This is a genomic window from Micromonospora eburnea, assembly GCF_900090225.1.
Lineage (GTDB): Bacteria > Actinomycetota > Actinomycetes > Mycobacteriales > Micromonosporaceae > Micromonospora > Micromonospora eburnea.
In genome coordinates this window covers 5,065,490-5,087,561 of record NZ_FMHY01000002.1, presented here as the reverse complement: position 1 = coordinate 5,087,561, position 22,072 = coordinate 5,065,490, and the positions used below count along the sequence as shown (strand labels likewise).

General features: G+C 71.8%; 13 protein-coding genes. 4 read left to right on the top strand and 9 right to left on the bottom strand.

Going from position 1 to position 22,072, the window contains the following annotated elements:
• The first annotated feature begins 14 nt into the window (after window positions 1-14).
• Window positions 15-5,501: a pullulanase-type alpha-1,6-glucosidase gene (pulA, locus tag GA0070604_RS21855; RefSeq protein WP_091121654.1), complete on the top strand. Its 5,487-nt coding sequence runs from the start codon at window positions 15-17 to the stop codon at window positions 5,499-5,501.
• A gap of 79 nt (window positions 5,502-5,580) precedes the next feature.
• Here pulA and GA0070604_RS21850 read toward each other — a convergent pair whose 3' ends face one another.
• The 3 genes from GA0070604_RS21850 to GA0070604_RS21840 all read right to left on the bottom strand — a co-directional run bounded on the left by GA0070604_RS21850 (window position 5,581) and on the right by GA0070604_RS21840 (window position 11,318).
• Complete coding sequence (locus GA0070604_RS21850; protein WP_091121651.1) at window positions 5,581-7,371, bottom strand: hypothetical protein; 1,791 nt, start codon at window positions 7,369-7,371, stop codon at window positions 5,581-5,583.
• A 362-nt stretch (window positions 7,372-7,733) separates the two neighbouring features.
• Window positions 7,734-9,545 (bottom strand): hypothetical protein, encoded by a 1,812-nt coding sequence (locus tag GA0070604_RS21845; protein ID WP_091121647.1) that lies wholly within the window; start codon window positions 9,543-9,545, stop codon window positions 7,734-7,736.
• 297 nt (window positions 9,546-9,842) lie between these two features.
• Window positions 9,843-11,318 carry an aminopeptidase P family protein gene (locus GA0070604_RS21840; protein ID WP_091121643.1) on the bottom strand — a complete coding sequence of 492 codons (1,476 nt, stop codon included), beginning with the start codon at window positions 11,316-11,318 and terminating at the stop codon, window positions 9,843-9,845.
• A gap of 112 nt (window positions 11,319-11,430) precedes the next feature.
• Here GA0070604_RS21840 and asnB point away from each other — a divergent pair, with 112 nt between their 5' ends.
• On the top strand, window positions 11,431-13,392 hold the full coding sequence (gene asnB / locus GA0070604_RS21835) for an asparagine synthase (glutamine-hydrolyzing) (protein WP_091127315.1): 1,962 nt from the start codon (window positions 11,431-11,433) through the stop codon (window positions 13,390-13,392).
• A gap of 71 nt (window positions 13,393-13,463) precedes the next feature.
• Here the strand turns inward: asnB and GA0070604_RS21830 are convergent, their stop codons facing one another.
• Window positions 13,464-14,552 carry a lytic polysaccharide monooxygenase gene (locus GA0070604_RS21830; RefSeq protein ID WP_091121639.1) on the bottom strand — a complete coding sequence of 363 codons (1,089 nt, stop codon included), beginning with the start codon at window positions 14,550-14,552 and terminating at the stop codon, window positions 13,464-13,466.
• 369 nt (window positions 14,553-14,921) lie between these two features.
• Here GA0070604_RS21830 and GA0070604_RS21825 point away from each other — a divergent pair, with 369 nt between their 5' ends.
• A complete protein-coding gene (locus tag GA0070604_RS21825) occupies window positions 14,922-15,854 on the top strand; it encodes a carbohydrate kinase family protein (protein ID WP_091121635.1) in 933 nt (310 codons plus the stop codon).
• A 109-nt stretch (window positions 15,855-15,963) separates the two neighbouring features.
• Here GA0070604_RS21825 and GA0070604_RS21820 read toward each other — a convergent pair whose 3' ends face one another.
• From GA0070604_RS21820 to GA0070604_RS21810, 3 genes are all read right to left on the bottom strand, one after another.
• Complete coding sequence (locus GA0070604_RS21820; protein ID WP_091121631.1) at window positions 15,964-17,187, bottom strand: multidrug effflux MFS transporter; 1,224 nt, start codon at window positions 17,185-17,187, stop codon at window positions 15,964-15,966.
• Window positions 17,188-17,317: 130 nt separating this feature from the next.
• Complete coding sequence (locus GA0070604_RS21815; RefSeq protein WP_091121628.1) at window positions 17,318-18,148, bottom strand: MBL fold metallo-hydrolase; 831 nt, start codon at window positions 18,146-18,148, stop codon at window positions 17,318-17,320.
• Window positions 18,145-18,552, bottom strand: a complete 408-nt coding sequence (locus tag GA0070604_RS21810; RefSeq protein WP_091121627.1) for a thioesterase family protein — start codon at window positions 18,550-18,552, stop codon at window positions 18,145-18,147. The genes GA0070604_RS21815 and GA0070604_RS21810 overlap by 4 nt, the downstream gene beginning before the upstream one ends.
• 99 nt (window positions 18,553-18,651) lie before the next feature.
• Here GA0070604_RS21810 and GA0070604_RS21805 point away from each other — a divergent pair, with 99 nt between their 5' ends.
• A complete protein-coding gene (locus GA0070604_RS21805; protein WP_091121623.1) occupies window positions 18,652-19,719 on the top strand; it encodes a phosphatase PAP2 family protein in 1,068 nt (355 codons plus the stop codon).
• Window positions 19,720-19,813: 94 nt separating this feature from the next.
• On the opposite strand, the gene GA0070604_RS21800 is transcribed toward GA0070604_RS21805, so the two are convergent.
• Window positions 19,814-21,106 (bottom strand): PH domain-containing protein, encoded by a 1,293-nt coding sequence (locus tag GA0070604_RS21800; protein ID WP_091127314.1) that lies wholly within the window; start codon window positions 21,104-21,106, stop codon window positions 19,814-19,816.
• A gap of 404 nt (window positions 21,107-21,510) precedes the next feature.
• On the bottom strand, window positions 21,511-22,038 hold the full coding sequence (locus GA0070604_RS21795) for a PH domain-containing protein (protein WP_091121619.1): 528 nt from the start codon (window positions 22,036-22,038) through the stop codon (window positions 21,511-21,513).
• Window positions 22,039-22,072: the final 34 nt, after the last annotated feature.

Genomic DNA, 22,072 nt, shown 5'->3' with positions numbered 1-22,072 from the left:
GAGAAAGGCCGTCGATGAAACCCCCGCCGATATCTGCCAAGGCCCTGCTCGCCCTGATCTCCTCCGTCGTGCTCACCCTCGTCGCCGTACCCCAGGTGGCCGCCCGCGCCGACGGCGGCGTCGTGACCTCGGACGCCCTCGCGGCCGCCGGCGCGCCCCAGTGGAGCAAGGAGCCGTCCGCCGAGGCGCTGCTCAAGGCCGGCACCAACGCCGCCCGGGCCGAGCAGTTCTACTTCGTCCTGCCGGACCGCTTCGCCAACGGCGACCGGCGCAACGACACCGGCGGCCTGACCGGTGATCGGCTCACCACCGGCCTGGACCCGACGGACAAGGGCTTCTACCACGGCGGAGACCTCAAGGGTCTCATCGACAAGCTGGACTACATCCAGGGCCTGGGCACCACGGCGATCTGGATGGCCCCGATCTTCAAGAACCGCCCCGTGCAGGGCAGCGGCGCGGACGTCTCCGCCGGATACCACGGCTACTGGATCACCGACTTCACCCAGGTCGACCCGCACTTCGGGACGAACGAGGAGCTGAAGCGGCTGGTCAGCCTCGCCCACCAGCGGGGCATCAAGGTCTATCTCGACATCATCGTCAACCACACGGCGGACGTCATCCGGTACGCCGAGGACCGGTACGGCTACGTCGACAAGAAGACCGCGCCGTACCGGGACGCGCAGGGCCGGCCCTTCGAGGACCGCAACTACGCGGACGGCACGCGGGACTTCCCGCCGGTCAACGAGAGGTCGTTCCCGTACACCCCGACCTTCGCCAGCGCGGCCGACGCGAAGGTCAAGGTCCCGGCCTGGCTGAACGACCCGACCATGTACCACAACCGGGGCGACTCCACCTTCGCCGGCGAGAACAGCGAGTACGGCGACTTCTTCGGCCTCGACGACCTGTGGACCGAGCGGCCCGAGGTGGTGCGCGGGATGACCGACATCTACGCGCAGTGGATCACGCGGGCCGGAGTCGACGGGTTCCGCCTCGACACCGTCAAGCACACCAACCTCGACTTCTGGCCGCAGTTCGTCCGGGGCGTCAACGCCGCCGCGCAGCGGGCCGGCAAGCCGGACTTCTTCATGTTCGGCGAGGTCTACAGCGCCGACCAGGAGATCGAGTCGACGTACGTGCGGCAGGGCGGCCTGCCCGCCACGCTGGACTTCTCTTTCCAGGAGGCCGCGCGGGGCTACACCACCGCCGGCGGTTCGGCCAAGGCGCTCGCCGACGTGTACGCCCGGGATGACCTCTACGCCGCCCGGGACACCGACGCTAACCGGCTGCCCACCTTCCTCGGCAATCACGACATGGGCCGGATCGGTTCGTTCATCGCCGCCGCCGGTGGGGACGACGCCACCCAGTTGCGCCGCGACCAGCTCGCCCACCAGCTGATGTTCCTCACCCGTGGCCAGCCCGTCGTGTACTCCGGCGACGAGCAGGGCTTCACCGGCCCGGGCGGGGACAAGGACGCCCGGCAGGACATGTTCGCCAGCCGCACGCCCGACTATCTCGACGACGACCTGATCGGCACCACCCGTACCCACGCCAGCGACCAGTACGACACCACCCACCCGCTCTACCGGACCATCGCGGAGCTGGGCCGGCTGCGGCAGGCCCACCCGGCGCTGCGCGACGGCATCCAGGTCACCCGGTACGCGGCCGACGGCCCCGGCGTATTCGCCTTCTCCCGGATCCGGCCCGCCGACCGCGTCGAGTACGTGGCCGCGGTGAACAACGCCGGCACCGCGCAGACTGTCACCGTGGACACCTGGTCGGCCGGTGCCACCTTCACCGGCGTCTACGGCGGTGCCGGCACCTCGACGGCCGGCGCCGATGGCAGGCTGAGCGTGACGGTGCCGGCGATGTCGGCCGTGGTGCTCCGGGCCGACCGGGCGATCCCGCAGGCCGGCGCCGCCCCGAAGGTCACCCTCACCGAGCCCGGCGACACCCCGGTCGCCACCCGGGCCGCCGTCACCGCGCAGGCCACCGGTGACCCCCTCGCGACCGTCACCTTCGCCGCCCGGGTGCCCGGCGGAAAGTGGACGCTGCTGGGCAGCGCGCACCGGGCCCCGTACACCGTCCACCACGACCTGACCGGTCTGGCCGGCGGGACGAGGGTCGAGTACAAGGCCGTCGTCCGCGACGGGAAGGGCCGCGTCGCCAGCACCCGGGCCACCGGCGTGGTCGGTACGCCGGCGCAGAGCGCGTCGCGGGACTGGGCGATCGTGCACTACCAGCGCCCGGCCGGCGGGTACGCCGACTGGGGCCTCTACACCTGGGGTGACATCGACCCGGCGTACCAGACCGACTGGCCCAAGGGGCAGCCGTTCGCCGGCGAGGACTCGTTCGGCCGGTTCGCCTGGGTCAAGCTGAATCCGGGGGCCAGGTCGGTCGGTTTCCTCGTGGTCGACGGGAACGGCACCAAGGACGTGGAGAACGACCGCACGATCGACGTGACGCAGACCGGCGAGGTCTGGGTCAAGCAGGGCGACCCGACGGTGTACCCGACCCGGCAGGCCGCCACCGGCGAGCCCGACCCGCCGGCCGACCCGAACACGGCGGTCCTGCACTGGCGCAAGGCGGACGGCGGCTACGACGGCTGGGGCCTGCACCTGTGGGACGGCGCGGCCAACCCGACCGACTGGGGCAGCCCGCTCAAGCCGGAGAAGGTCGACGCCTTCGGCGCGGTGTTCCGGGTGCCGCTGGCCGCCGGGGCCACCGGGCTGAGCTACATCGTGCACCGCGGCGACGAGAAGGACCACCCGGAGGACCAGCGGCTCGACTTCGCCACCGCCGGGCGCGAGGTCTGGCTGCTGGCCGGGGTCAACGGCCGGCTGCTGCCGTCGACCTCCTCCGGGGTCGCCAGGGACCTCGACATCACGAAGCAGAAAGCGCAGTGGCTCGACCGGTCCACGGTGGCCTGGCGGACCGGGCCGACCGACGGCAGGCGGTACGCCCTGGTCGCCGCCCCTACCGGCGGGCTGAGCATCACCGACGGCGAGCTGACCGGGTCGTACACCACGCTGCCGCTGCGGGCCGAGCGCAACGGGCTCACCGAGGCGCAGCGGGCGGGCTGGCCGCACCTGTGGGACTACCACGCGTTCACCCTCGACCGGGCCGACCTGACCCGGGTGCCGGCGGCGCTGCGCGGGCAGCTCGTGGTGACCGAGCGGGACGCGCAGGGGCACCTGCTCGGCGCGACGGGGGTGCAGATCCCGGGCGTGCTCGACGACGTCTACCGGGCCGCCACCACCGCGAAGCTCGGGCCGGCGTTCGCCGGCAAGGTGCCCACCCTGGCCGTCTGGGCGCCGACCGCCCGCACCGTGTCGCTCCAGCTCTTCGACTCACCGGCGGCGCGGCCGCAGTCCGTGTCGATGAGCCGGGACGACCGCACCGGCGTCTGGTCGGTGCGCGGCACGAAGGCGTGGACCGGGAAGTACTACCGCTACCAGGTCGAGGCCTGGCAGCCGGCGGCCCAGAAGATGATCACCGCGTCGGTGACCGACCCGTACTCGGTGGCCCTCGCGCCGGACTCGACGCACAGCCAGATCGTCGACCTGGACGATCCGGCGCTGGCCCCGGCCGGCTGGGCCAAGCTACGCAAGCCGGCGGCGGTGCCCTCGTCGCAGGCGCAGATCCAGGAGTTGTCCGTCCGGGACTTCTCCATCGCCGACGCCACCGTGCCCGCCGAGCGGCGGGGCACCTACCTCGCCTTCACCGACCCGGACACGGCGGGCATGAAGCACCTCGCGGCGCTCGGCGAGGCGGGGGTCAACTACCTGCACCTGCTGCCGGCGTTCGACTTCGCCACGATCCCCGAGAAGCGGGCCGACCAGCGGCAGCCCGCCTGCGACCTGGCCGCGCTGCCGCCGGACTCCGAGGAGCAGCAGAAGTGCGTCGCGGCGGTGGCCGACACCGACGGCTACAACTGGGGGTACGACCCGCTGCACTACACCGTGCCGGAGGGCGGCTACGCCGTCGACCCGGCGGGAGCGCGACGGACCACCGAGTTCCGGCAGATGGTCGCCGGGATCAACCAGGCCGGCCTGCGGGTGGTGATGGACGTCGTCTACAACCACACCTCGGCCGCGGGCACCGACCCGAAGTCGGTGCTCGACCAGGTGGTGCCGGGCTACTACCACCGGCTGCTGGACGACGGTACGGTCGCCAACTCGACCTGCTGCGCCAACACCGCGCCCGAGCACGCCATGATGGGCAAGCTGGTGGTGGACTCCCTGGTCACCTGGGCCCGGCAGTACAAGGTGGACGGCTTCCGGTTCGACCTGATGGGCCACCACCCGAAGGCGAACATCCTGGCCGTACGCGCCGCGCTGGACCAGCTCACCGTCGCGAAGGACGGCGTGGACGGGAAGAAGATCCTGCTCTACGGCGAGGGCTGGGACTTCGGCGAGGTCGCGGGCGACGCCCGGTTCGTGCAGGCCACCCAGGCCAACATGGCGGGCACCGGGATCGGCACCTTCAACGACCGGCTCCGCGACGCGGTACGCGGCGGTGGACCGTTCGACGACAACCCGCGGGTCCAGGGCTTCGCGTCCGGCCTGTGGAGCGACCCGAACGGTGACGACGTCAACGGGTCGGCGGCGGAGCAGAAGGCCCGGCTGCTGCACCAGCAGGACCTGATCAAGGTGGGTCTCGCCGGCAACCTCCGCGACTACCGGTTCACCGACTCGTCCGGCCGGCAGGTCACCGGCGCCCAGGTCGACTACAACGGCTCGCCGGCCGGTTACACCGCCGCGCCCGGCGAGGCGGTCACCTACGTCGACGCGCACGACAACGAGATCCTGTACGACGCGCTGGCGTACAAGCTGCCGCAGGGGACCTCGGCGACGGACCGGGCCCGGATGCAGGTGCTGGCCCTCGGCACGGTGGTGATGGGGCAGGGGGCCGGTTTCGTGACGGCCGGCTCGGAGCGGCTGCGGTCGAAGTCGTTGGACCGTAACTCGTACAACTCGGGGGACTGGTTCAACCAGATCCGGTGGGACTGTGCCCAGGGCAACGGGTTCGGCGCGGGACTGCCGCCGGCGGCGGACAACCAGAGCAAGTGGTCGTACGCCCGGCCGCTGCTGGCCGACCCGAAGCTGGTGCCCGACTGTGCGGCGATCAACCTGGCCGACGCCCGGTACGCGGAGCTGCTGACGATCCGGCGGTCCTCACCGGTCTTCGGGCTGGCCACCGCCGGCCAGGTGCAGCAGCGGGTCGCCTTCCCGCTCTCCGGTGCCCAGGAGACTCCGGGCGTGGTCACCATGACGTTGGACGCCCGCGGCCTGGGTGGATCGTGGAAGTCGGTCACGGTGGTCTTCAACGCCACGCCGGAGGCGGCGACGCAGACGGTGGCCGGCCTGCGTGGGGCGGACGTGGCGCTGCACCCGGTGCTGCGGGCCTCCGCCGACCCGGTGCTGCGGACGTCCTCGTTCGACCGGGCCACCGGCACGTTCACCGTGCCGGCGCGCAGCGTGGCGGTCTTCGTCCAGAGCTGACCCGACGACGCTCCGGCCCCCTGCCGACTTTCTGGCAGGGGGCCGGATTTCTGCGTGGATCCGTACCACTGACCGGAGGTCAGTTGAAGCAGTCTTTGACGGTGCCGGCGCAGTTGGTGGGGTCGTTGTCGGTGACGGTGGTCTTTTCGTCGAGCCGGACGTCGTCCTTGTCGCCGTTGTTGAAGATGCCGCCGGCGACTCGGTGGGTCTTGGATGAGTCGGTGGCGGTGTTCTTGGTGACGCGGCTCTTGGTCAGGGTGGTCTTGCCGCCCTCGTTGTTGAAGATGCCGCCGCCGTTCTGGGCGGTGTTGTTCTTGATTTCGGTGTCTCGGATGGTGAGGACGGCCTTCTCCTCCTCATCCTTCTTCTCCCTGTTGTCCTTGTCGTCGGACTCCAGGTAGCCTTCCTTGATCTTGACGTCGGGGTCGCCGTTGAAGATGCCGCCGCCGAAGCGTCCGGCGCTGTTGTCGACGATGGTGCTGTCGGCGATGGTGGCGGTGGCTTCCCGCTTGTTCTCTTCCTTCTGGTCCTTCTGGTCGCCGTAGAGGGCTTCCTTCTTCTTCTCGCCGCCGGTGTTGTAGACGCCGCCGCCGTCGCGGTCGGCGTGGTTGTTGGCGATGATGACCTTCTTGAGGTCGAGGTCGGTGTTGCGGGCGTAGATGCCGCCGCCGTTCTCGCAGGCGGTGTTGTTCTTGATGGAGGTCAGGAAGATCCGGACGAAGCCGCCGGAGCTGAACAGGCCGCCGCCGTTCTCGCCGGCGCGGTTGTTCTCGATCTCGGTCTTGCCGACTTCCTTGCCTTCGAGGCGGCCGAGGATCTCCACGGTGCCGGCCTCGTCGCGGCCCTTGACCCAGACTTCCTTGCCCTTGTCCTTGTCCTTCTCGTTGCCCTCGCCGTTGGCGATGCCGCCGCCGTTCTTGCCGGCGGTGTTGTTCTTGATGCGGGATTCCTTGATCCGCAGGACGCCGACGTTGAAGATGCCGCCGCCGTTGCGCTGGGCGTGGTTGTTCTCGACGTTGCTGAGTTCGAGGTCGACACGGCCGAAGTTGGCGATGGCGCCGCCGTTGCCTTCGGCGTTGTTGCGGGTCAGGTCGACCTTCTTCAGGTGGGCGCTGCCGCCGCGTTCGACCAGGAGGGCACCGCCGTCGGCCTCGCCTTCCTTCTTCTCCTTCGACGGGCCCGAGGGCCCGGACGGCGGCCCGGACGGCGGGCCCGACTGCGGCCCGGACGGCGGGCCGGACGGTGCCTGGCCGTACTTGAACTCGGCGGCGTTGCCGTCCTTGAGGGTGAGGTCGGTCAGGGTCAGGTCACCGCCGTCAGCGACCCGGAAGAGCCGGAAGGCATCCTCGGAGTCCCGCTTGATCGTGGCGTCGTTGCCCTTGATCGTGATCTCCTGCCGGATCGTCGGCAGAGCGGTGCCGGACTTCTTGTCGGCGAAGTCCAGCTCGTAGACGCAGTGCGGGGACAGCTTCAACGTGCCACCGTGGTCCCGGTTGGCCAGGTCGATGGCCTCGATCAGCTTGTCGTCGTTACAGGGAACCTCCCGCACCCGCCCGTGCTCGTCCCGCTCCTCGCGCTTGTTCCCCTCCTCACCACGCCTGTCCCGGTCCTTGCCGTCCCGACCCTCCTCATCCCGCCGGTCCTTCTCGTCGCCCTTGACACCGTCGTCGCTGAGCTGCTGGGTGGTCGACCACTTCACGTCGGTGAGCCGGTGGGGACCCACGGCGCCGGTGGTCGCGTACGCCACTCCCGCGAGGCTGACCGCTCCCGTCAGGCCCACGACGCCGGTGGCGAGCCAGACCCGGCGACGACGGATCGGGGAGATCGTCTGGCGGCTGGCGTCATCGTTATTGCGAAGGTAGTTGGACATCGGAGTTCTCTGCCCTCTCCTTGTACCCGACAAGGTCGCTTCGCCACGGCGAGGCGGCCTCCGCTACAAATCGGTTGTAGCTGCTGAAGACCACCGTATGAGAATCTTCTTCACTCAGCGGGCGTATGCGAAAAAAACCCGCATTGGGTGCGGGGTGGTGCGAGCGGCGGCATGGCGGACCGCGATGCAGGAGCGTGCCGAGGGCGGCGAAGAACGTGGCGGAGGGCGGAAAGCGGGCAGCAGGTCCCGACCGTGCCGCACGGCGGTGACCCGCCGAAACCCACCCGCGCACGACGTGGAGGGAAGAGGAGTCCCTTTCCGCCGCCGGGCGGCGGAAAGGGACTCCGCGGTTATGTGGTGGTTCAGTTGAAGCAGTCTTTGACGGTGCCGGCGCAGTTGGTGGGGTCGTTGTCGGTGACGGTGGTCTTTTCGTCGAGCCGGACGTCGTCCTTGTCGCCGTTGTTGAAGATGCCGCCGGCGACTCGGTGGGTCTTGGATGAGTCGGTGGCGGTGTTCTTGGTGACGCGGCTCTTGGTCAGGGTGGTCTTGCCGCCCTCGTTGTTGAAGATGCCGCCGCCGTTCTGGGCGGTGTTGTTCTTGATTTCGGTGTCTCGGATGGTGAGGACGGCCTTCTCCTCCTCATCCTTCTTCTCCCTGTTGTCCTTGTCGTCGGACTCCAGGTAGCCTTCCTTGATCTTGACGTCGGGGTCGCCGTTGAAGATGCCGCCGCCGAAGCGTCCGGCGCTGTTGTCGACGATGGTGCTGTCGGCGATGGTGGCGGTGGCTTCCCGCTTGTTCTCTTCCTTCTGGTCCTTCTGGTCGCCGTAGAGGGCTTCCTTCTTCTTCTCGCCGCCGGTGTTGTAGACGCCGCCGCCGTCGCGGTCGGCGTGGTTGTTGGCGATGATGACCTTCTTGAGGTCGAGGTCGGTGTTGCGGGCGTAGATGCCGCCGCCGTTCTCGCAGGCGGTGTTGTTCTTGATGGAGGTCAGGAAGATCCGGACGAAGCCGCCGGAGCTGAACAGGCCGCCGCCGTTCTCGCCGGCGCGGTTGTTCTCGATCTCGGTCTTGCCGACTTCCTTGCCTTCGAGGCGGCCGAGGATCTCCACGGTGCCGGCCTCGTCGCGGCCCTTGACCCAGACTTCCTTGCCCTTGTCCTTGTCCTTCTCGTTGCCCTCGCCGTTGGCGATGCCGCCGCCGTTCTTGCCGGCGGTGTTGTTCTTGATGCGGGATTCCTTGATCCGCAGGACGCCGACGTTGAAGATGCCGCCGCCGTTGCGCTGGGCGTGGTTGTTCTCGACGTTGCTGAGTTCGAGGTCGACACGGCCGAAGTTGGCGATGGCGCCGCCGTTGCCTTCGGCGTTGTTGCGGGTCAGGTCGACCTTCTTCAGGTGGGCGCTGCCGCCGCGTTCGACCAGGAGGGCACCGCCGTCGGCCTCGCCTTCCTTCTTCTCCTTCGACGGGCCCGAGGGCCCGGACGGCGGCCCGGACGGCGGGCCCGACTGCGGCCCGGACGGCGGGCCGGACGGTGCCTGGCCGTACTTGAACTCGGCGGCGTTGCCGTCCTTGAGGGTGAGGTCGGTCAGGGTCAGGTCACCGCCGTCAGCGACCCGGAAGAGCCGGAAGGCATCCTCGGAGTCCCGCTTGATCGTGGCGTCGTTGCCCTTGATCGTGATCTCCTGCCGGATCGTCGGCAGAGCGGTGCCGGACTTCTTGTCGGCGAAGTCCAGCTCGTAGACGCAGTGCGGGGACAGCTTCAACGTGCCACCGTGGTCCCGGTTGGCCAGGTCGATGGCCTCGATCAGCTTGTCGTCGTTACAGGGAACCTCCCGCACCCGCCCGTGCTCGTCCCGCTCCTCGCGCTTGTTCCCCTCCTCACCACGCCTGTCCCGGTCCTTGCCGTCCCGACCCTCCTCATCCCGCCGGTTCTCCTCGGCGTTCCGGCCGTCGCCGTCCTTGCCCGTGTCGCTCGCGTTCTGAGGTGCGGCCGCGTGGTTCTCCGCGACGCGCTGCGGGTCGCCGGACTTGTCGTCACGAGCGGCGAGGCCACCGAGCGCCGCCAGACCGACGACGCCGGTCAGCCCGGCCACGCCGGTGGCGACCCAGAGCGCCCGCCGCCTGCTCGTCGGCGGGGTCATCGGGGCCCCGCCGTCGGAAGTGGTTACGTCGTTGGACATCAGAGCCTTCCGCCCTTTCGGTTACACAAAGGGGTCGCACCGCCCCTGGCAGAGCGACCAGCTACAAACCGGTTGTAGCCTCTGATCCACACCGTATGAGAAGGATCCTCACGAGGCGGACGTATCCGAAAAAACCCCGCATTTGCCTCACATCAGGCGGGTCGCGCCCTTCCGAACGCGCCGGTGACGAGGGGGCCGAGCGGCACAAACGGCGGCGGGCCCCACCACCGGCGGCACAACGACGGAAACGTCGCAGGCTGCCGGGCGGTGGGGCCCGCCGGGGCGTACGGGTCGGAATCAGCCAGGCAGGCGCGGACCCGCCTCGCGCTGCTCGGCCAGCCACGTCTCCACCTCGTCGGAGCGGCGCGGCAGGCCGGCCGAGAGGTTCACCGCGCCGTCGGCGGTGACCAGGATGTCGTCCTCGATCCGGACGCCGATGCCGCGCAACTCCTCCGGGACCAGCTCGTCCTCCGGCTGGAAGTACAGCCCCGGCTCGACGGTGAGCACGTAGCCCTCACCGAGCGGCCCGTCCCGGTAGGTCTCCTTACGGGCGTTGGCGCAGTCGTGCACGTCGATGCCGAGCATGTGGCTGGTGCCGTGCAGCGTCCAGCGGCGGTAGACGGTCGAGGAGGGGTCCATCGCCTCGTCGACGCTGACCGGCAGCAGGTCGAGGTCCTTCAGCGCCTGGGCGAGGACCCGCATGGCGGTCAGGTGCACCTCCCGGAACGCCACGCCCGGCTTGATCACGTCGATGCCGGCCTGCTGGGCGGCGTACACGGCGTCGTACACCTGGCGCTGCAGCGGGGTGAAGCGTCCGTTGACCGGCAGCACCCGGGTGACGTCCGCGGTGTAGAGGTTGCGGTTCTCCACCCCCATGTCCATCAGCAGCAGCTCACCCGGGCGGGTGGCGCCGTGGTTGTGCACCCAGTGCAGGATCGTGGCGTGCTCGCCCGCGCCGACGATCGAGCCGTAGCCGACGTCGTTGCCGTCGTGCCGGGCGCGCAGCGCGAAGATCCCCTCCAGCAGGCGCTCCGAGACGCCGCGGTCGGCCGGCAGGGCCCGGGCCACGTCCTCGAAACCGCGGACGGTGGCGTCGCACGCCTCCTGGAGCTGCGCGATCTCCCACTCGTCCTTGACCAGCTTCAGCTCCGAGATGGCGATCGCCAGCTCCCGGTCCCGGCCCGGCTGCCCGTCGAGGCGGGCGCCGTCGTGCGGCCGCACCGCCGCGTCCACCCGCGCGTCGAAGCCGCGCAACACCCTCGTCCGCCCCGGCGCCAGATCGGCCAGGGCCGCGTCCAGCTCGGTCAGGTCGGCGGTGGGCAGACCCAGCTCGGTCGACTTCTCGCGCAGCGTGGGCCGCCGGCCCACCCACAGCTCGCCGTTGCGGCTGCGGAAGAACTCGTCGTTCTCCCGCGACGACCGGGGCCGCATGTAGAGCACGGCGTCGCCGTTGGGGTGCAGCACCAGCACGCTGTCCGGTTCGAGGTCGCCGGTCAGGTACGCGAAGTCGCTGCCCGCCCGGAACGGGTGGTCGGTGTCGTTGGCGCGTACCTTCTCGTTGCCGGTCGGGATGACCAGCGTCTCCCCGGGGAAGGCCGCGGCGAGCGCGGCGCGTCGCTTGGCGTGGTTGGGCACCTCCGGGCGGGGGCCCACCGGCAACTCAGTGTCCTGCCAGCCCTGCCGCATGAACGTCAGGAACGCCTCCGGAAAGTCCGGGTCGTGCGATTCGGTGCCGTCCGCCGGCTTGCCCTGCTGCGTCCGCTCCTCGGCCATGATCCGCCCTCCCTGAGCCTCGTCGCTGGTCCAGACGGTACCGCGCGCACGGGAGCGGGGAGAGCCTGCGGTGCCGCGACGGCCGCTCCGGCCGCGTGGAAAGATGGCCATCATGTGCGGACTCCTGGCCTTTTTCAGCGCGCGCGGTGACGCCGCCGCCCACCGCGACCACATCGCAAGCGCACTGGAGTGCCTGCACCACCGCGGCCCGGACGAGACCGGGGTCGAGGTGGTCGGCGACGCCACCGGGCAGTACGCGGACGGCGTGTTCGCGCACAAGCGGCTGGCGATCATCGACGTGGCGCTCAGCCACGAGCCGCTGCCGTACGCGAACGGCCGCTACCTGCTCACCTTCAACGGCGAGATCTACAACTACATCGAGCTGCGGGACGAGCTGATCCGGGACTTCGGCGCCCAGTTCGCCACGAACGGGGACGGCGAGGTGATCGTCGCCGGCTACCACTACTGGGGTGAGCAGGTGCTCACCAGGCTGCGCGGCATGTTCGCCTTCGTGATCTGGGACCGGCAGGAGCGGCGGGCCTTCGGCGCCCGCGACTACTTCGGCATCAAGCCGTTGCACTATCTGGAGACGTCGGACGGACTCTACCTCGCCTCGGAGAAGAAGGCGCTGCTGCCGTTCGCGCAGTCGGCGTACCAGGGCGACGCCGGGATCGACACGGCCAACCTGAGCCACTACCTGACCCTGCAGTACGTCCCGGAGCCGGGCACCCTGCACAGGGGGATCAGCCGGATCGGGTCGGGGGAGTACCTGACCTGGAGCCCGGGCGGCCGGATCGAGGTGCGCCGGTGGTACCGCCCGGTGTTCCGGCCGGCGCCGGTGGCCGACGAGCAGCGGCTCTACCACGACATCCGGGAGACGCTGCGGGAGAGCGTCCGGATGCACATGCGCTCGGACGTTCCGGTCGGCTCGTTTCTCTCCAGCGGCATCGACTCCACCGCGGTCGTCGCGCTGGCCCGGGAGTTCAATCCGAACATTCTGACCTTCACCGTCGGGTACGACGTGCCCGGCTACTCCGAGATCGACGTCGCCCAGGACTCGGCCCGGCACCTCGACGTGACCACCATCCCGACGAAGATCGGGCCGCAGGACATGATGGAGGCGCTGCCGAAGATCGTCTGGCACCTGGACGATCCGGTCGCCGACCCGGCCCTGGTCCCGCTCTACTTCGTCGCGAAGAAGGCCGCCGAGCACGTCACCGTGGTGCTCTCCGGCGAGGGCGCGGACGAGTTCTTCGGCGGCTACACGATCTACCGGGAGCCGCTGTCGCTCAGCACCGTCAACGGCCTGCCGGGCGGCGTGCAGAAGGGCCTGCGGGCGGTGTCGAAGGCCATCCCGCAGGGGGTCAAGGGCAAGAGCTTCCTGGAACGCGGCACCACCCCGATCGAGCAGCGCTACTACGGCAACGCTCGGATGTTCACCGAGGAGGAGAAGCAGCACCTGCTGCGCCGCTACGACCCCTCGGTCCGCTACACCGACGTCACCGCGCCGATCTACGCCGAGTGCACCGAACTGGACGACGTCACCAAGATGCAGTACGTCGACCTCTACACCTGGCTGCGTGGCGACATCCTGGTCAAGGCCGACCGGATCTCGATGGCGCACTCGCTGGAGGTGCGGGTGCCGTTCCTGGACCGGGAGGTGTTCAACGTGGCGGCCGGCATCCCGGTCGACCTGAAGCTGCCGCCGCGCTCCGAGGCCACCAAGTACGCCATGCGCCAGGCGTTGCAGGGCGTCGTGCCGCCGGCCATCGTGAACCGCAAGAAGCTCGGCTTCCCCACCCCGACCCGGGTCTGGCTGCGCGGCGAGATGTACGAGTGGGCCCGACACGTGCTGGCCACCTCCGGCGCCGGCGACCTGATCGACCTGTCGTACGCGATGCGGCTGCTGGACGAGCACAAGCGGGAGGAGGCGGATCACTCCCGCAAGGTGTGGACCGTACTGATCTTCTGCATCTGGCACGCCATCTTCGTGGCAAAGACCCTCGACCCGGGCATCCAGCGCAACCAGTCGGCCCTGCTGACCAAGCCCGTCGTCGGCAGCATGGTCCGCTGACGCGGCAGTGAACGAGGGCCCCCGGTCTCACCCGGGGGCCCTCTTCATTCACGGTGCGGGCGCGCCTCGAATCACCGGCCGGTGCAGGTGACCGTCGGCAGGCCGTTCGTGCCCGAGGTGCTGGCCAGGAAGCCGAATGTGGTGGTGCCGTTCGGCGCGATCGTGCCGTTGAAGGAGGCGTTGGTGACCGTCACCGACGACCCGCTCGTGGTCAGGTTGCCGTTCCACAGCTGGCTGATGCTCTGCCCGCTGGGCAGGGTCCAGTTCGCCGTCCAGCCGCCGTACGTCTGGGAGCTGTGGTTCATGATCGTGACCTCGGCCTGGAAGCCGCCCTGCCACGAGTTGGTCACCGCGTAGACCGCCATGCAGCTGCCACCGGCCGGCGGCGTGGTCGGGTTCGTGGTGGCCGGCGGCGTGGTCGGGTTGGTGGTGGCCGGCGGCGTGGTCGGCGGCGTGCTGCCGCCCGGGCCGATCCCGGTCACCTCACCGTTGCCGCCGTCGAAGGTCACGTCGGAGCAGCCGAAGAAGTTCTCCTGGCTGTCCGAGCGGACCCAGCGGGAGTAGATGATGTGCCGGCCGCTCTTGTTCGACGGCAGGGTGCCGTTGAAGTAGTAGTGCCCGTCGTTGGTGCCCACCGCGCCGCTCTGCGGCGGGTTGGTCACCGTCAGGAACGGCTGGTCCTCCAGGTCGCTCCAGGCGAGCGGCCGGGTCGGGCTCCAGGTGTTCTTGGTGACGTAGAAGTAGAAGGTGCCCGGGTGGTGGGCCCAGTTGCTGTAGTTGAACTCCATGGTCCGCCCGGCGGTCAGGTGGGTGATCGGCCAGTCGTTGCGGGCCAGGTCGTACCCGGTGAAGTTCGGGTTGCCGCCGCTGCACAGCTGGCCGTCGGGGATGAAGCCGACGGTCCGGCCGCCCGCGTCGGAGCGCAGCACGCTGAACCAGTTGTACAGCGAGTTCGTTCCGCTCTGCGCGACCGCCGCCGCGCAGGCGGGGTTGTTGGGCCGGATGTCACCCTGCGGGGTGAGGCCGTCCTTCCAGCACAGGTAGGTCCGGGCGCCCGGCTTCATCGCCGCGCCGTGGGCGGCGGCCGGGCCGGAGGTGGTGACCACGGCGATGACGCCTGCGGCCAGGGTGGTGACGGCCGCGGTGAGCAACGCGGCCATACGGGATCGGTGCACGACTTCTCCTGACTCGCGGGGCGTGACCGCACCGGTCCGCCCCGCTGCGATGAGCGGATGCGACTGTCGCGGTGCCACGCCCGGCGGTCGGAGTGTGGCCGGGGCCGGCTGGGCGTGCACCATCGCGGTCCGTGTCACGGACCGGTGTGCCCTCGCGTCAGCTTGACCCGGCTGCCGGCGGCGCGGCAGCCCCCCGCACCACTCCGGCAGGCGCAATCCCATCACGTCTCCGCGCTGTGCGCAATAGTCGTACGTCGATGATTCGGGTCTCGTCGCGCGGCGTCCGGTCGTCCCCGCGCGCGGCACCCCCGCGATACGTCAGGATCGGGGGTGTCACGGACGGAGGGAGCCAGGATGGGGTACGCGGTGGTGCTCGGCGAGGCGCTGGTCGACCTGCTCGACGCCGAGTGCGACGGGCAGCCCGTCTACCGGCAGGCGATCGGCGGCGGACCGCTCAACGTGGCCGTGGCGGTGGCCCGGCTCGGCGGCGACGTGCAGTTCGTCGGGTCGCTGGGCGATGACGCGCTCGCGGAGCGGATCCGGGCGTTCCTGGCCGAGGCGGGCGTCGGACTGGCCGGGGCGGTCACCGTACCGGCCCCGACCGCGCTGGCGGTGGCCACCTTCGTCGGCCCCGAACCGGATTTCCGCTTCTACGGCGAACCCCGGTCGTACGCTCTGCTCACCGCCGAGGACCTGAGCGTGCCCCTGGTCGAGGGCGCGCAGGTGCTCTACTGTGGCTCGATCGTGCTGCTCTGCCCGCCGGTGCTGGCCGCCGCCCGGCGGGCCTGGTCGATCGCCGGGGCGCTGCGGGTGTTCGACCCGAACGTGCGTACCCGGCTGCTGGACGGGCCCAGCGCCCTGGCCGCGCTGCGCGAGGTGGTCGCGGAGTTCGCCGCGAGCGCCCACCTGGTGAAGTTGAGCACCGCCGACGCGGCCGTGCTCTATCCCGGCGAGCCGGTGGAGGGGGTCGCCGCGTACCTGCGGGAGCTGGGTGCCGGGACCGTGGTGGTCACCCTCGGTGCGGACGGCGCCCTGGTGGCGGCCGCCGACGACGTGGTACGCGTGCCCGCCCCCAAGGTCGGCGCGGTGGACGCGACCGGCGCCGGTGACTCGGTGATGGGCGCGCTCATCGCCGAACTGCTCGCGGCCGGCGAGCCGGTGGACCCGATCGGCTGGCGGGACCGGGTCGCCTTCGCCCTGCGCGTCGGCGGCCTGGTCTGCGAGTCCCCGGGCGGCGCCACCTCGATGCCCACCCGCGCCGCCGTCTCCGCCCGCTTCCCCTCGTGACACAGCCCGCTCACGCTGCTGATCATGAGGTTGTCGCCGTGGCACGCCGATGCGCGCGGGCAACGCCCGCATGATCGCCGTCCGCTGGCCAGAACCGGGAAGGTAGGGCCTAGCGGGGGCGGGTGAGGGTGTGGACGGCGGCCAGGGAGAGGGCGGCGGCGGTGGCCAGGACGGCGGCCATCGGCACCGCGCTGCCCTCGCCGCCCAGCCCGACCACGGGTGCGGCGAGCGCACCGACCACCGACTGGACGCCACCCATCAACGCGGCGGCGGTGCCGGCGTGCCGGGCGTGCGAGTCCAGCGCCAGGGCGGTGCTGTTCGGCGTCACCATGCCCAGCGATCCGACGAAGACCAGGAGGGCCACCGCGACCAGCACCAGGCTGCCGGCGAGCGCCCCGGCCAGCACGCCGAGGGCGGCCATGGCGCCGACCAGCAGGGCGCCGAGCAGCATCCGGCGTGGGCTGAACCGGTCGAGCAGCCGGGCGTTGGCCTGCCCGGTGGCGACCAGGGCCAGCGCGTTGAGCCCGAAGACCAGGCTGAACGCCGCCGCCGAGACGCCGAAGACATCCTGGAACACGAAGGACGACCCGGAGATGTACGCGAACAGTCCGGCGAACGCGAAGCCCTGCGTCAGCGCGTAGCCGAGGTAGACCCGGTCGGCGGCCAGGGTGCGCATGGTGCGGGCGGTGGCGGCCAGGCCGCCGGTGCTGCGCCGCTCGGCGGGCAGGGTCTCCGGCAGCCGCAGGGCGACGGCGACGGCGAGCAGCAGCCCGATCGCGGCGAGGGTGAGGAAGACCGACCGCCAGGAGCCGAACCGCAGCACCAGGCTGCCGACGCCCGGCGCGGCCACCGGCGCGACCCCGAAGACCAGGGTGAGGCGGGAGAAGTACCGGGCGGCGGCGCGGCCGGAGTAGAGGTCGCGGACCACCGCCCGGGCGACCACCACCCCCATGCCACCGGCGAACCCCTGGACGAAGCGGGCGGCGGCCAGCACGGGGGCGGTCGGCGCGGCGGCGCAGGCCAGGGCCAGCAGGGCGTACGCGGTGACACCGACCAGCACCGGCCGGCGCCGCCCCCAGCGGTCGCTGAGCGGGCCGGTGACGAGCTGGCCGAGCGCGAAACCGACCAGGCAGGTGGTCAGCGAGAGCTGGATCTGGGCCTGGTCGGCGTGGAGGTCGCGGGTCATCGCCGGGAACGCCGGCAGGTACATGTCCAGCGAGAGCGGGCCGAGCGCGGTGAGTGTGCCGAGCAGCACCAGCAGGCCGGCCCCGCCGCCACGCCGGGCCGCTCCGTCGACGGACGGGCGCGCGGTCGTCCGTGCGGTTTGGCTCACGAGTGTCTCCCGGGGTGGTGGATCTTCAGCCAAGCGTAATTGTTGCGGCGTCAAGCAGCTGGCTGCCGGGTCCCGGGCGTGGAGGCCAGCCCCGTGTGGGCGATCAGCCGCCCGAGGCGCGAGGGGAGGATCAGGCGGTGCCGTCGAGTTCGGCGTAGCCGCGGCGGGCGGCGATCAGGCCGGGCCGGGCGCCGAACGGCGACTCGGCGGCCACCCGCTCCGGTGGTGCACTGCCGGTGTGACCGGCCCGGATCAGCCAGGCCTGCTGGGCCAGCTGGGCGTGCTGGGCCCGGACGAAGTCCGCGTCGACCGGGGTGCCGTGCCCCGGCACCACCACCGTGTCGGGCGTGGTGAGGCGGAGCAGGTCGGCCAGCGCGTCCGGCCACTGGATCGGGTACGACTCCTCGAAGGCCGGTGGCCCGCTCTGCTCCACCAGGTCGCCGGCGACCAGCACGTCCGCGTCCGGCACGTGCACCACGAGGTCGGCGTCGGTGTGCCCGTGACCGGGATGGCGCAGCACCACCCGCCGGCCGCCGATGTCGAGCACCGTCTCGACGCGTACCGCGTGCGTCGGGGCCAGCAGCTCGGCCCGGGCCAGTTCGGCGGCCAGCGCCGGCTGCTCGTCGCGCATCTCCTCGTACGCCGCCCGGCGCAGCTCGTCGGGGCGGTCGCGCAACGCGGCGGCGGCCAGCGCGTGCGCGTATACCGGGCGGGGCGGATCGGCGGCCAGGGTGGCGTTGCCGAAGCAGTGGTCGAAGTGGTGGTGGGTGTTGACGATGGTCCACGGGTGCGGGGTGACCGCCCGGGCGGCCTCGGCCAACTCCCGGGCCTGCCCGGCGGTGGAGAGGGTGTCCACCAGTAGCGCCGCGCCGTCGCCCACCACCAGGCTCACGTTGACCTGCAACAGCGGCTCGCGCAGCACGTGTACGCGGTCGGCGACCTCGATGAACCGGGCGGTCATGAGGACCGCGAGGCACGCTCGACGAAGCGCCGCCGGTCGACCAGCACGCGCTCGATCCGGCCCTCGGCGACGACCTCGTCGCCGTCGGTGACGGTCACCTCGAACAGCAGCCGCCGGCCGTCGACCTTGGCGAGCCGGGCCCCGGCGACCACCGTCCGCCCGACCGGCGTGGCGGCGCGGTGCTCCAGCTCGACCCGGACGCCGACGGTCGTCGAGTCGGGTGGCATCCGGATCGCGGTGGCCGCCACCGTCGCCGCCTCGGCCAGGGCGAGCACGCGGGGCGTGCCGAGCACCGGCACGTCACCGGAGCCCACCGCCTGCGCGGTGTCGGCGTCGGTGACGGACAGCTCGACCCGGGCGGTCAGGCCCGGCGTGAAGGGCGACTGCTCCGGCTGCTCCTGCATGCTTCGAGCCTAGACGAGCGGCCCGGTGCGGCGGGCCGCGGACCACCGACGGGTGGTGGGCGTCCGTCGATATCTGGCGCGCCGTTAACCTTGACCCCGATGGCCGTCGTGACTGACCCCCAGCCCCCCGCCCCGACCGGTGCCCCCACCTCACCCGACGGCGGACGCCGTCGGGCGGTGGCGATGACGATCTGGGGGGTCGCCTTCGTGGCCGCCTGGCTCGGCATCGGGCTGCCGACCGACCCCGCGTACGCCTTCTTCTGGATCTGGGCGGGCACCATCGCCTGGCACTCCGCCCGGCCGTGGCGCAGCCACCTGCGCTTCGCCCGCGACTGGGTTCCGGTGGTGCTGCTGCTGGCCGCGTACAACCTCTCCCGCGGGTTCGCCGACAACGGCGCGACGCCGCACGCCATGGAGATGATCGTCGCCGACCGGTTCCTGTTGGGCTGGGCCACCGGCGGCGAGGTGCCCACGATCTGGCTCCAGCAGCACCTCTACCGTCCCGAGGTGCGCTGGTGGGACGTGCTGGTCAGCTGGGTCTACTTCTCGCACTTCGTGGCGACGCTGGCCGCCGCGGCGGTGCTCTGGCTGCGTGACCGTTCGCGCTGGGCGGCGTACATGCGGCGCTGGGGCTTCCTCTGCGCGGCCGGGCTGGCCACCTACTTCCTCTACCCGGCCGCCCCGCCGTGGTGGGCCGCGCAGAACGGTCTGCTCACCGACGTCGCTCGCATCTCCACCCGAGGCTGGAAGGAGATGGGCATGCACGGCGCGGGCAACCTGCTCAACGCCGGGCAGATCGCCTCCAACCCGGTCGCCGCCATGCCCTCGCTGCACACCGCGTTCGCCCTGTTCGTGGTGCTCTTCTTCCTGCGCTCGCTGCGGAAGCGCTGGTGGCCGCTGCTGCTGGCGTACCCGCTGGCGATGACCTTCACCCTGATCTACAGCGGCGAGCACTACCTGATCGACGTGCTGGTCGGCTGGGCGTACGTCGGGCTGACCTTCCTGGTCGTCGGCCTCGCCGAGCGCTGGTGGGCGGCCTGGCGGGCCCGGCGCGCGGCGGCGGCGCCCGTCGAGGAGCGGCCGTCGCCGGCCGTTGTCGACCCGTCCGCCGCGGGGACCCCGGTGGAGGCTCCGGCCCCCGCCGCCAGGGTCCCGGCCGAGCGCTGAGCCGGTCCGCCCAAGATCCACCCTCGTTCGCGGAAGGAGTGGCCATCCCCTCGCGGAGTGGCCACTCCTTCCGCGTATCAGCGCGGCGGGTGGCTCAGCGGCGTCGGGTGCGATCGGCCCGGCGGGCTACCTCCGCCCGCGCGGCCAGCTCAGCCGCCAGCTCCCACGCCTCGGCAAGGTCGCGGTCGGGCGCGGCCGCGCCCGACCCGCCGGCGGTGTCCGCGTGCACCGTGGCCAGCCGGAGCCACCGCTGTGCCGGGCCCTGGGTGACCCGCACGCTCTGGATCCGGGCGTACGGCACCAGCGTCATCCGGCGGGTCAGCAGCCCGGACCGGGCGACGAAGACCTGCGTGTCCAGGCCGGCGCCGACCGCCGTACGGGTCACCGGGCGCAACCAGCGCGCCCGCGGGGGCGGTGGCGTGGTGGGCAGCGCACCCAGCCGTACGCCGGGCAGCACCTCCGCGACGATCAGCTCACCGGCGTACGCGTCGCCGACCGGCAGCAGCCGGTCCGGCCGGTTCCGGTCGTCCGGCTCGCCGGCCGAGTAGCCGGCCACCTCGAGCCGCAGCCGCAGCCAGCCCTTCATCCGCCACAGCAGGGGCCAGGTGACGCCGACGGTCTGCACCCGGCGCAGCGGCACGGTCTGCACCCGGGTCTCCAGCAGGCCGTTGCGGACCCGCAGCGTGTCGGCGTCCCGGTCGAGCCGGAAACTCCAGTCGTCGAGCACCCGGCGGACCGGTTGCAGCAGCACGCCGGCCATCGCGGTCAGCGTGCTGGCGACCGCGATGAACGACCAGGACCCCTCGGAGAGGAACTGCGTCACCACGAAGGCCACGCCGAACGGGAGCAGGAACGCCTGCGGGGTGAGCAGCTGGCTGACCAGCAGGTCCTCGTTGCGTACGGTGTGCAGCCGGTGCCCGGCCGGGGCGGGTGCCGGCGGCTCGCCGGCGGCGGGCGGGGCGGCCTCGCGGGCGTGGCCGGCCACCGCCAGCAACCGCTGGCGCAGCGCGGTGGCCTCGGCCACGCTCAGATACGCCAGCGGTGCTTCGGTCTTGCCCCCGCCGACCACCTCCAGCCGCAGCTCGGCCAGCCCGGTGAGCTGTGCCAGCAGCGGCCGGACCACCTCCACCGCCTGCAACCGCTCCAGCGGGATCGCCCGGGTACGCCGCCAGATCAGCCCCTCGTGCACCCGCAGCTCGCGGCCCACCAGGTGGTAGCCGGTGTTCCACCAGCTGACCACCGCCAGCACGGTGGCGGCGAGGGCGAAGACGGTGACCAGCGCGGCGAACCAGCCGAACCCGACCCGGGACAGGGTCGACCAGGAGAGGCCGGCGATCACCACGACCAGCGACTTGGCGCCGTGCAGCGCCGGGCTGAGCGGGTGCAGCCGTTGCCGCGGTTCCTCCCCGCCCGGTGCCGGCGGCGCCGGGTACGCCGGCCAGCCGGGCCCCGGCCCGGAGGCCGGCCACGGGCCGGGGCCGGGCGGGTACGGTCCGGTCGGGTATGGGTGGCCGGGTGGGACCGGTCCGGGTGGGTATGGCGCGTGGCCGGGTGGGACCGGCCCGGGTGGGTATGGCGCGTGGCCGGGTGGGACTGGCCCGGGTTGCCCGGCGCCGGGCGGGACCGGTCCGGGCGGGTACGGGCCGGGCTGGTACGGGCCGGGCTGGCCGTTCGTGGTCGGGGCGGGGCCGGCGTTCTCCGGTGCCGGCGGCCACGACGGCGGCGGGCGCTGGTCGTCGTCGCCCGGGTACGGCGGTGGGGTGCCGGGCCCCGGGTCGGCCGGGCCGTGGCTCACAATCCCTCCGCCCGGTCCTCGCCCAGCGCGGTCAACCGGTCCCGCAGCCGGGACGCCTCGGCGGGGCGCAGTCCGGGCACCCGGGCGTCGCTCGCCGCCGCGGCCGTGTGCAACTGCACGGTGGCCAGGTCGAACGCGCGCTCCAGCGGCCCGGCGGTGACGTCGACGAACTGCATCCGGGAGTACGGCACGATGGACAGCCGCCGCACCAGCAGACCGTGCCGGACCAGCAGGTCGTCCTCGCGTTCGGCGTACCCCCAGGCGTGCACGGCGCGGACGATGGTGACGGTGCGCCAGGCCGCCAGCAGCAGCACCACGCCGAGGGCGGCGCCGAGCAGCCAGTGACCGGTGACAGCCCAGGCCACAGCGAGCGCCGCCAGCACCACGGCGAGCAGGATGCCGAGCCGGATCAGCTCCACCCAGATAAGGTCGCGGGAGATCGGCTGCCATCGGACGGTGGCCGGCCAGGGCTCCAGGGGGCCGGCCGGCGCCAGCGGGTGGCCGGCCAGGTCGTCACCGTTCACCGGGATGGTCCGCTTCGCTCGACGCCGGCGCGAG

Excerpts from the sequence above, each read along its gene's own strand:
- pulA (WP_091121654.1), top strand. The coding sequence starts at position 15 with ATGAAACCCCCGCCGATATCTGCCAAGGCCCTGCTCGCCCTGATCTCC.
- GA0070604_RS21850 (WP_091121651.1), bottom strand. The coding sequence starts at position 7,371 with ATGTCCAACTACCTTCGCAATAACGATGACGCCAGCCGCCAGACGATC.
- GA0070604_RS21845 (WP_091121647.1), bottom strand. The coding sequence starts at position 9,545 with ATGTCCAACGACGTAACCACTTCCGACGGCGGGGCCCCGATGACCCCG.
- GA0070604_RS21840 (WP_091121643.1), bottom strand. The coding sequence starts at position 11,318 with ATGGCCGAGGAGCGGACGCAGCAGGGCAAGCCGGCGGACGGCACCGAA.
- asnB (WP_091127315.1), top strand. The coding sequence starts at position 11,431 with ATGTGCGGACTCCTGGCCTTTTTCAGCGCGCGCGGTGACGCCGCCGCC.
- GA0070604_RS21830 (WP_091121639.1), bottom strand. The coding sequence starts at position 14,552 with ATGGCCGCGTTGCTCACCGCGGCCGTCACCACCCTGGCCGCAGGCGTC.
- GA0070604_RS21825 (WP_091121635.1), top strand. The coding sequence starts at position 14,922 with ATGGGGTACGCGGTGGTGCTCGGCGAGGCGCTGGTCGACCTGCTCGAC.
- GA0070604_RS21815 (WP_091121628.1), bottom strand. The coding sequence starts at position 18,148 with ATGACCGCCCGGTTCATCGAGGTCGCCGACCGCGTACACGTGCTGCGC.
- GA0070604_RS21810 (WP_091121627.1), bottom strand. The coding sequence starts at position 18,552 with ATGCAGGAGCAGCCGGAGCAGTCGCCCTTCACGCCGGGCCTGACCGCC.
- GA0070604_RS21805 (WP_091121623.1), top strand. The coding sequence starts at position 18,652 with ATGGCCGTCGTGACTGACCCCCAGCCCCCCGCCCCGACCGGTGCCCCC.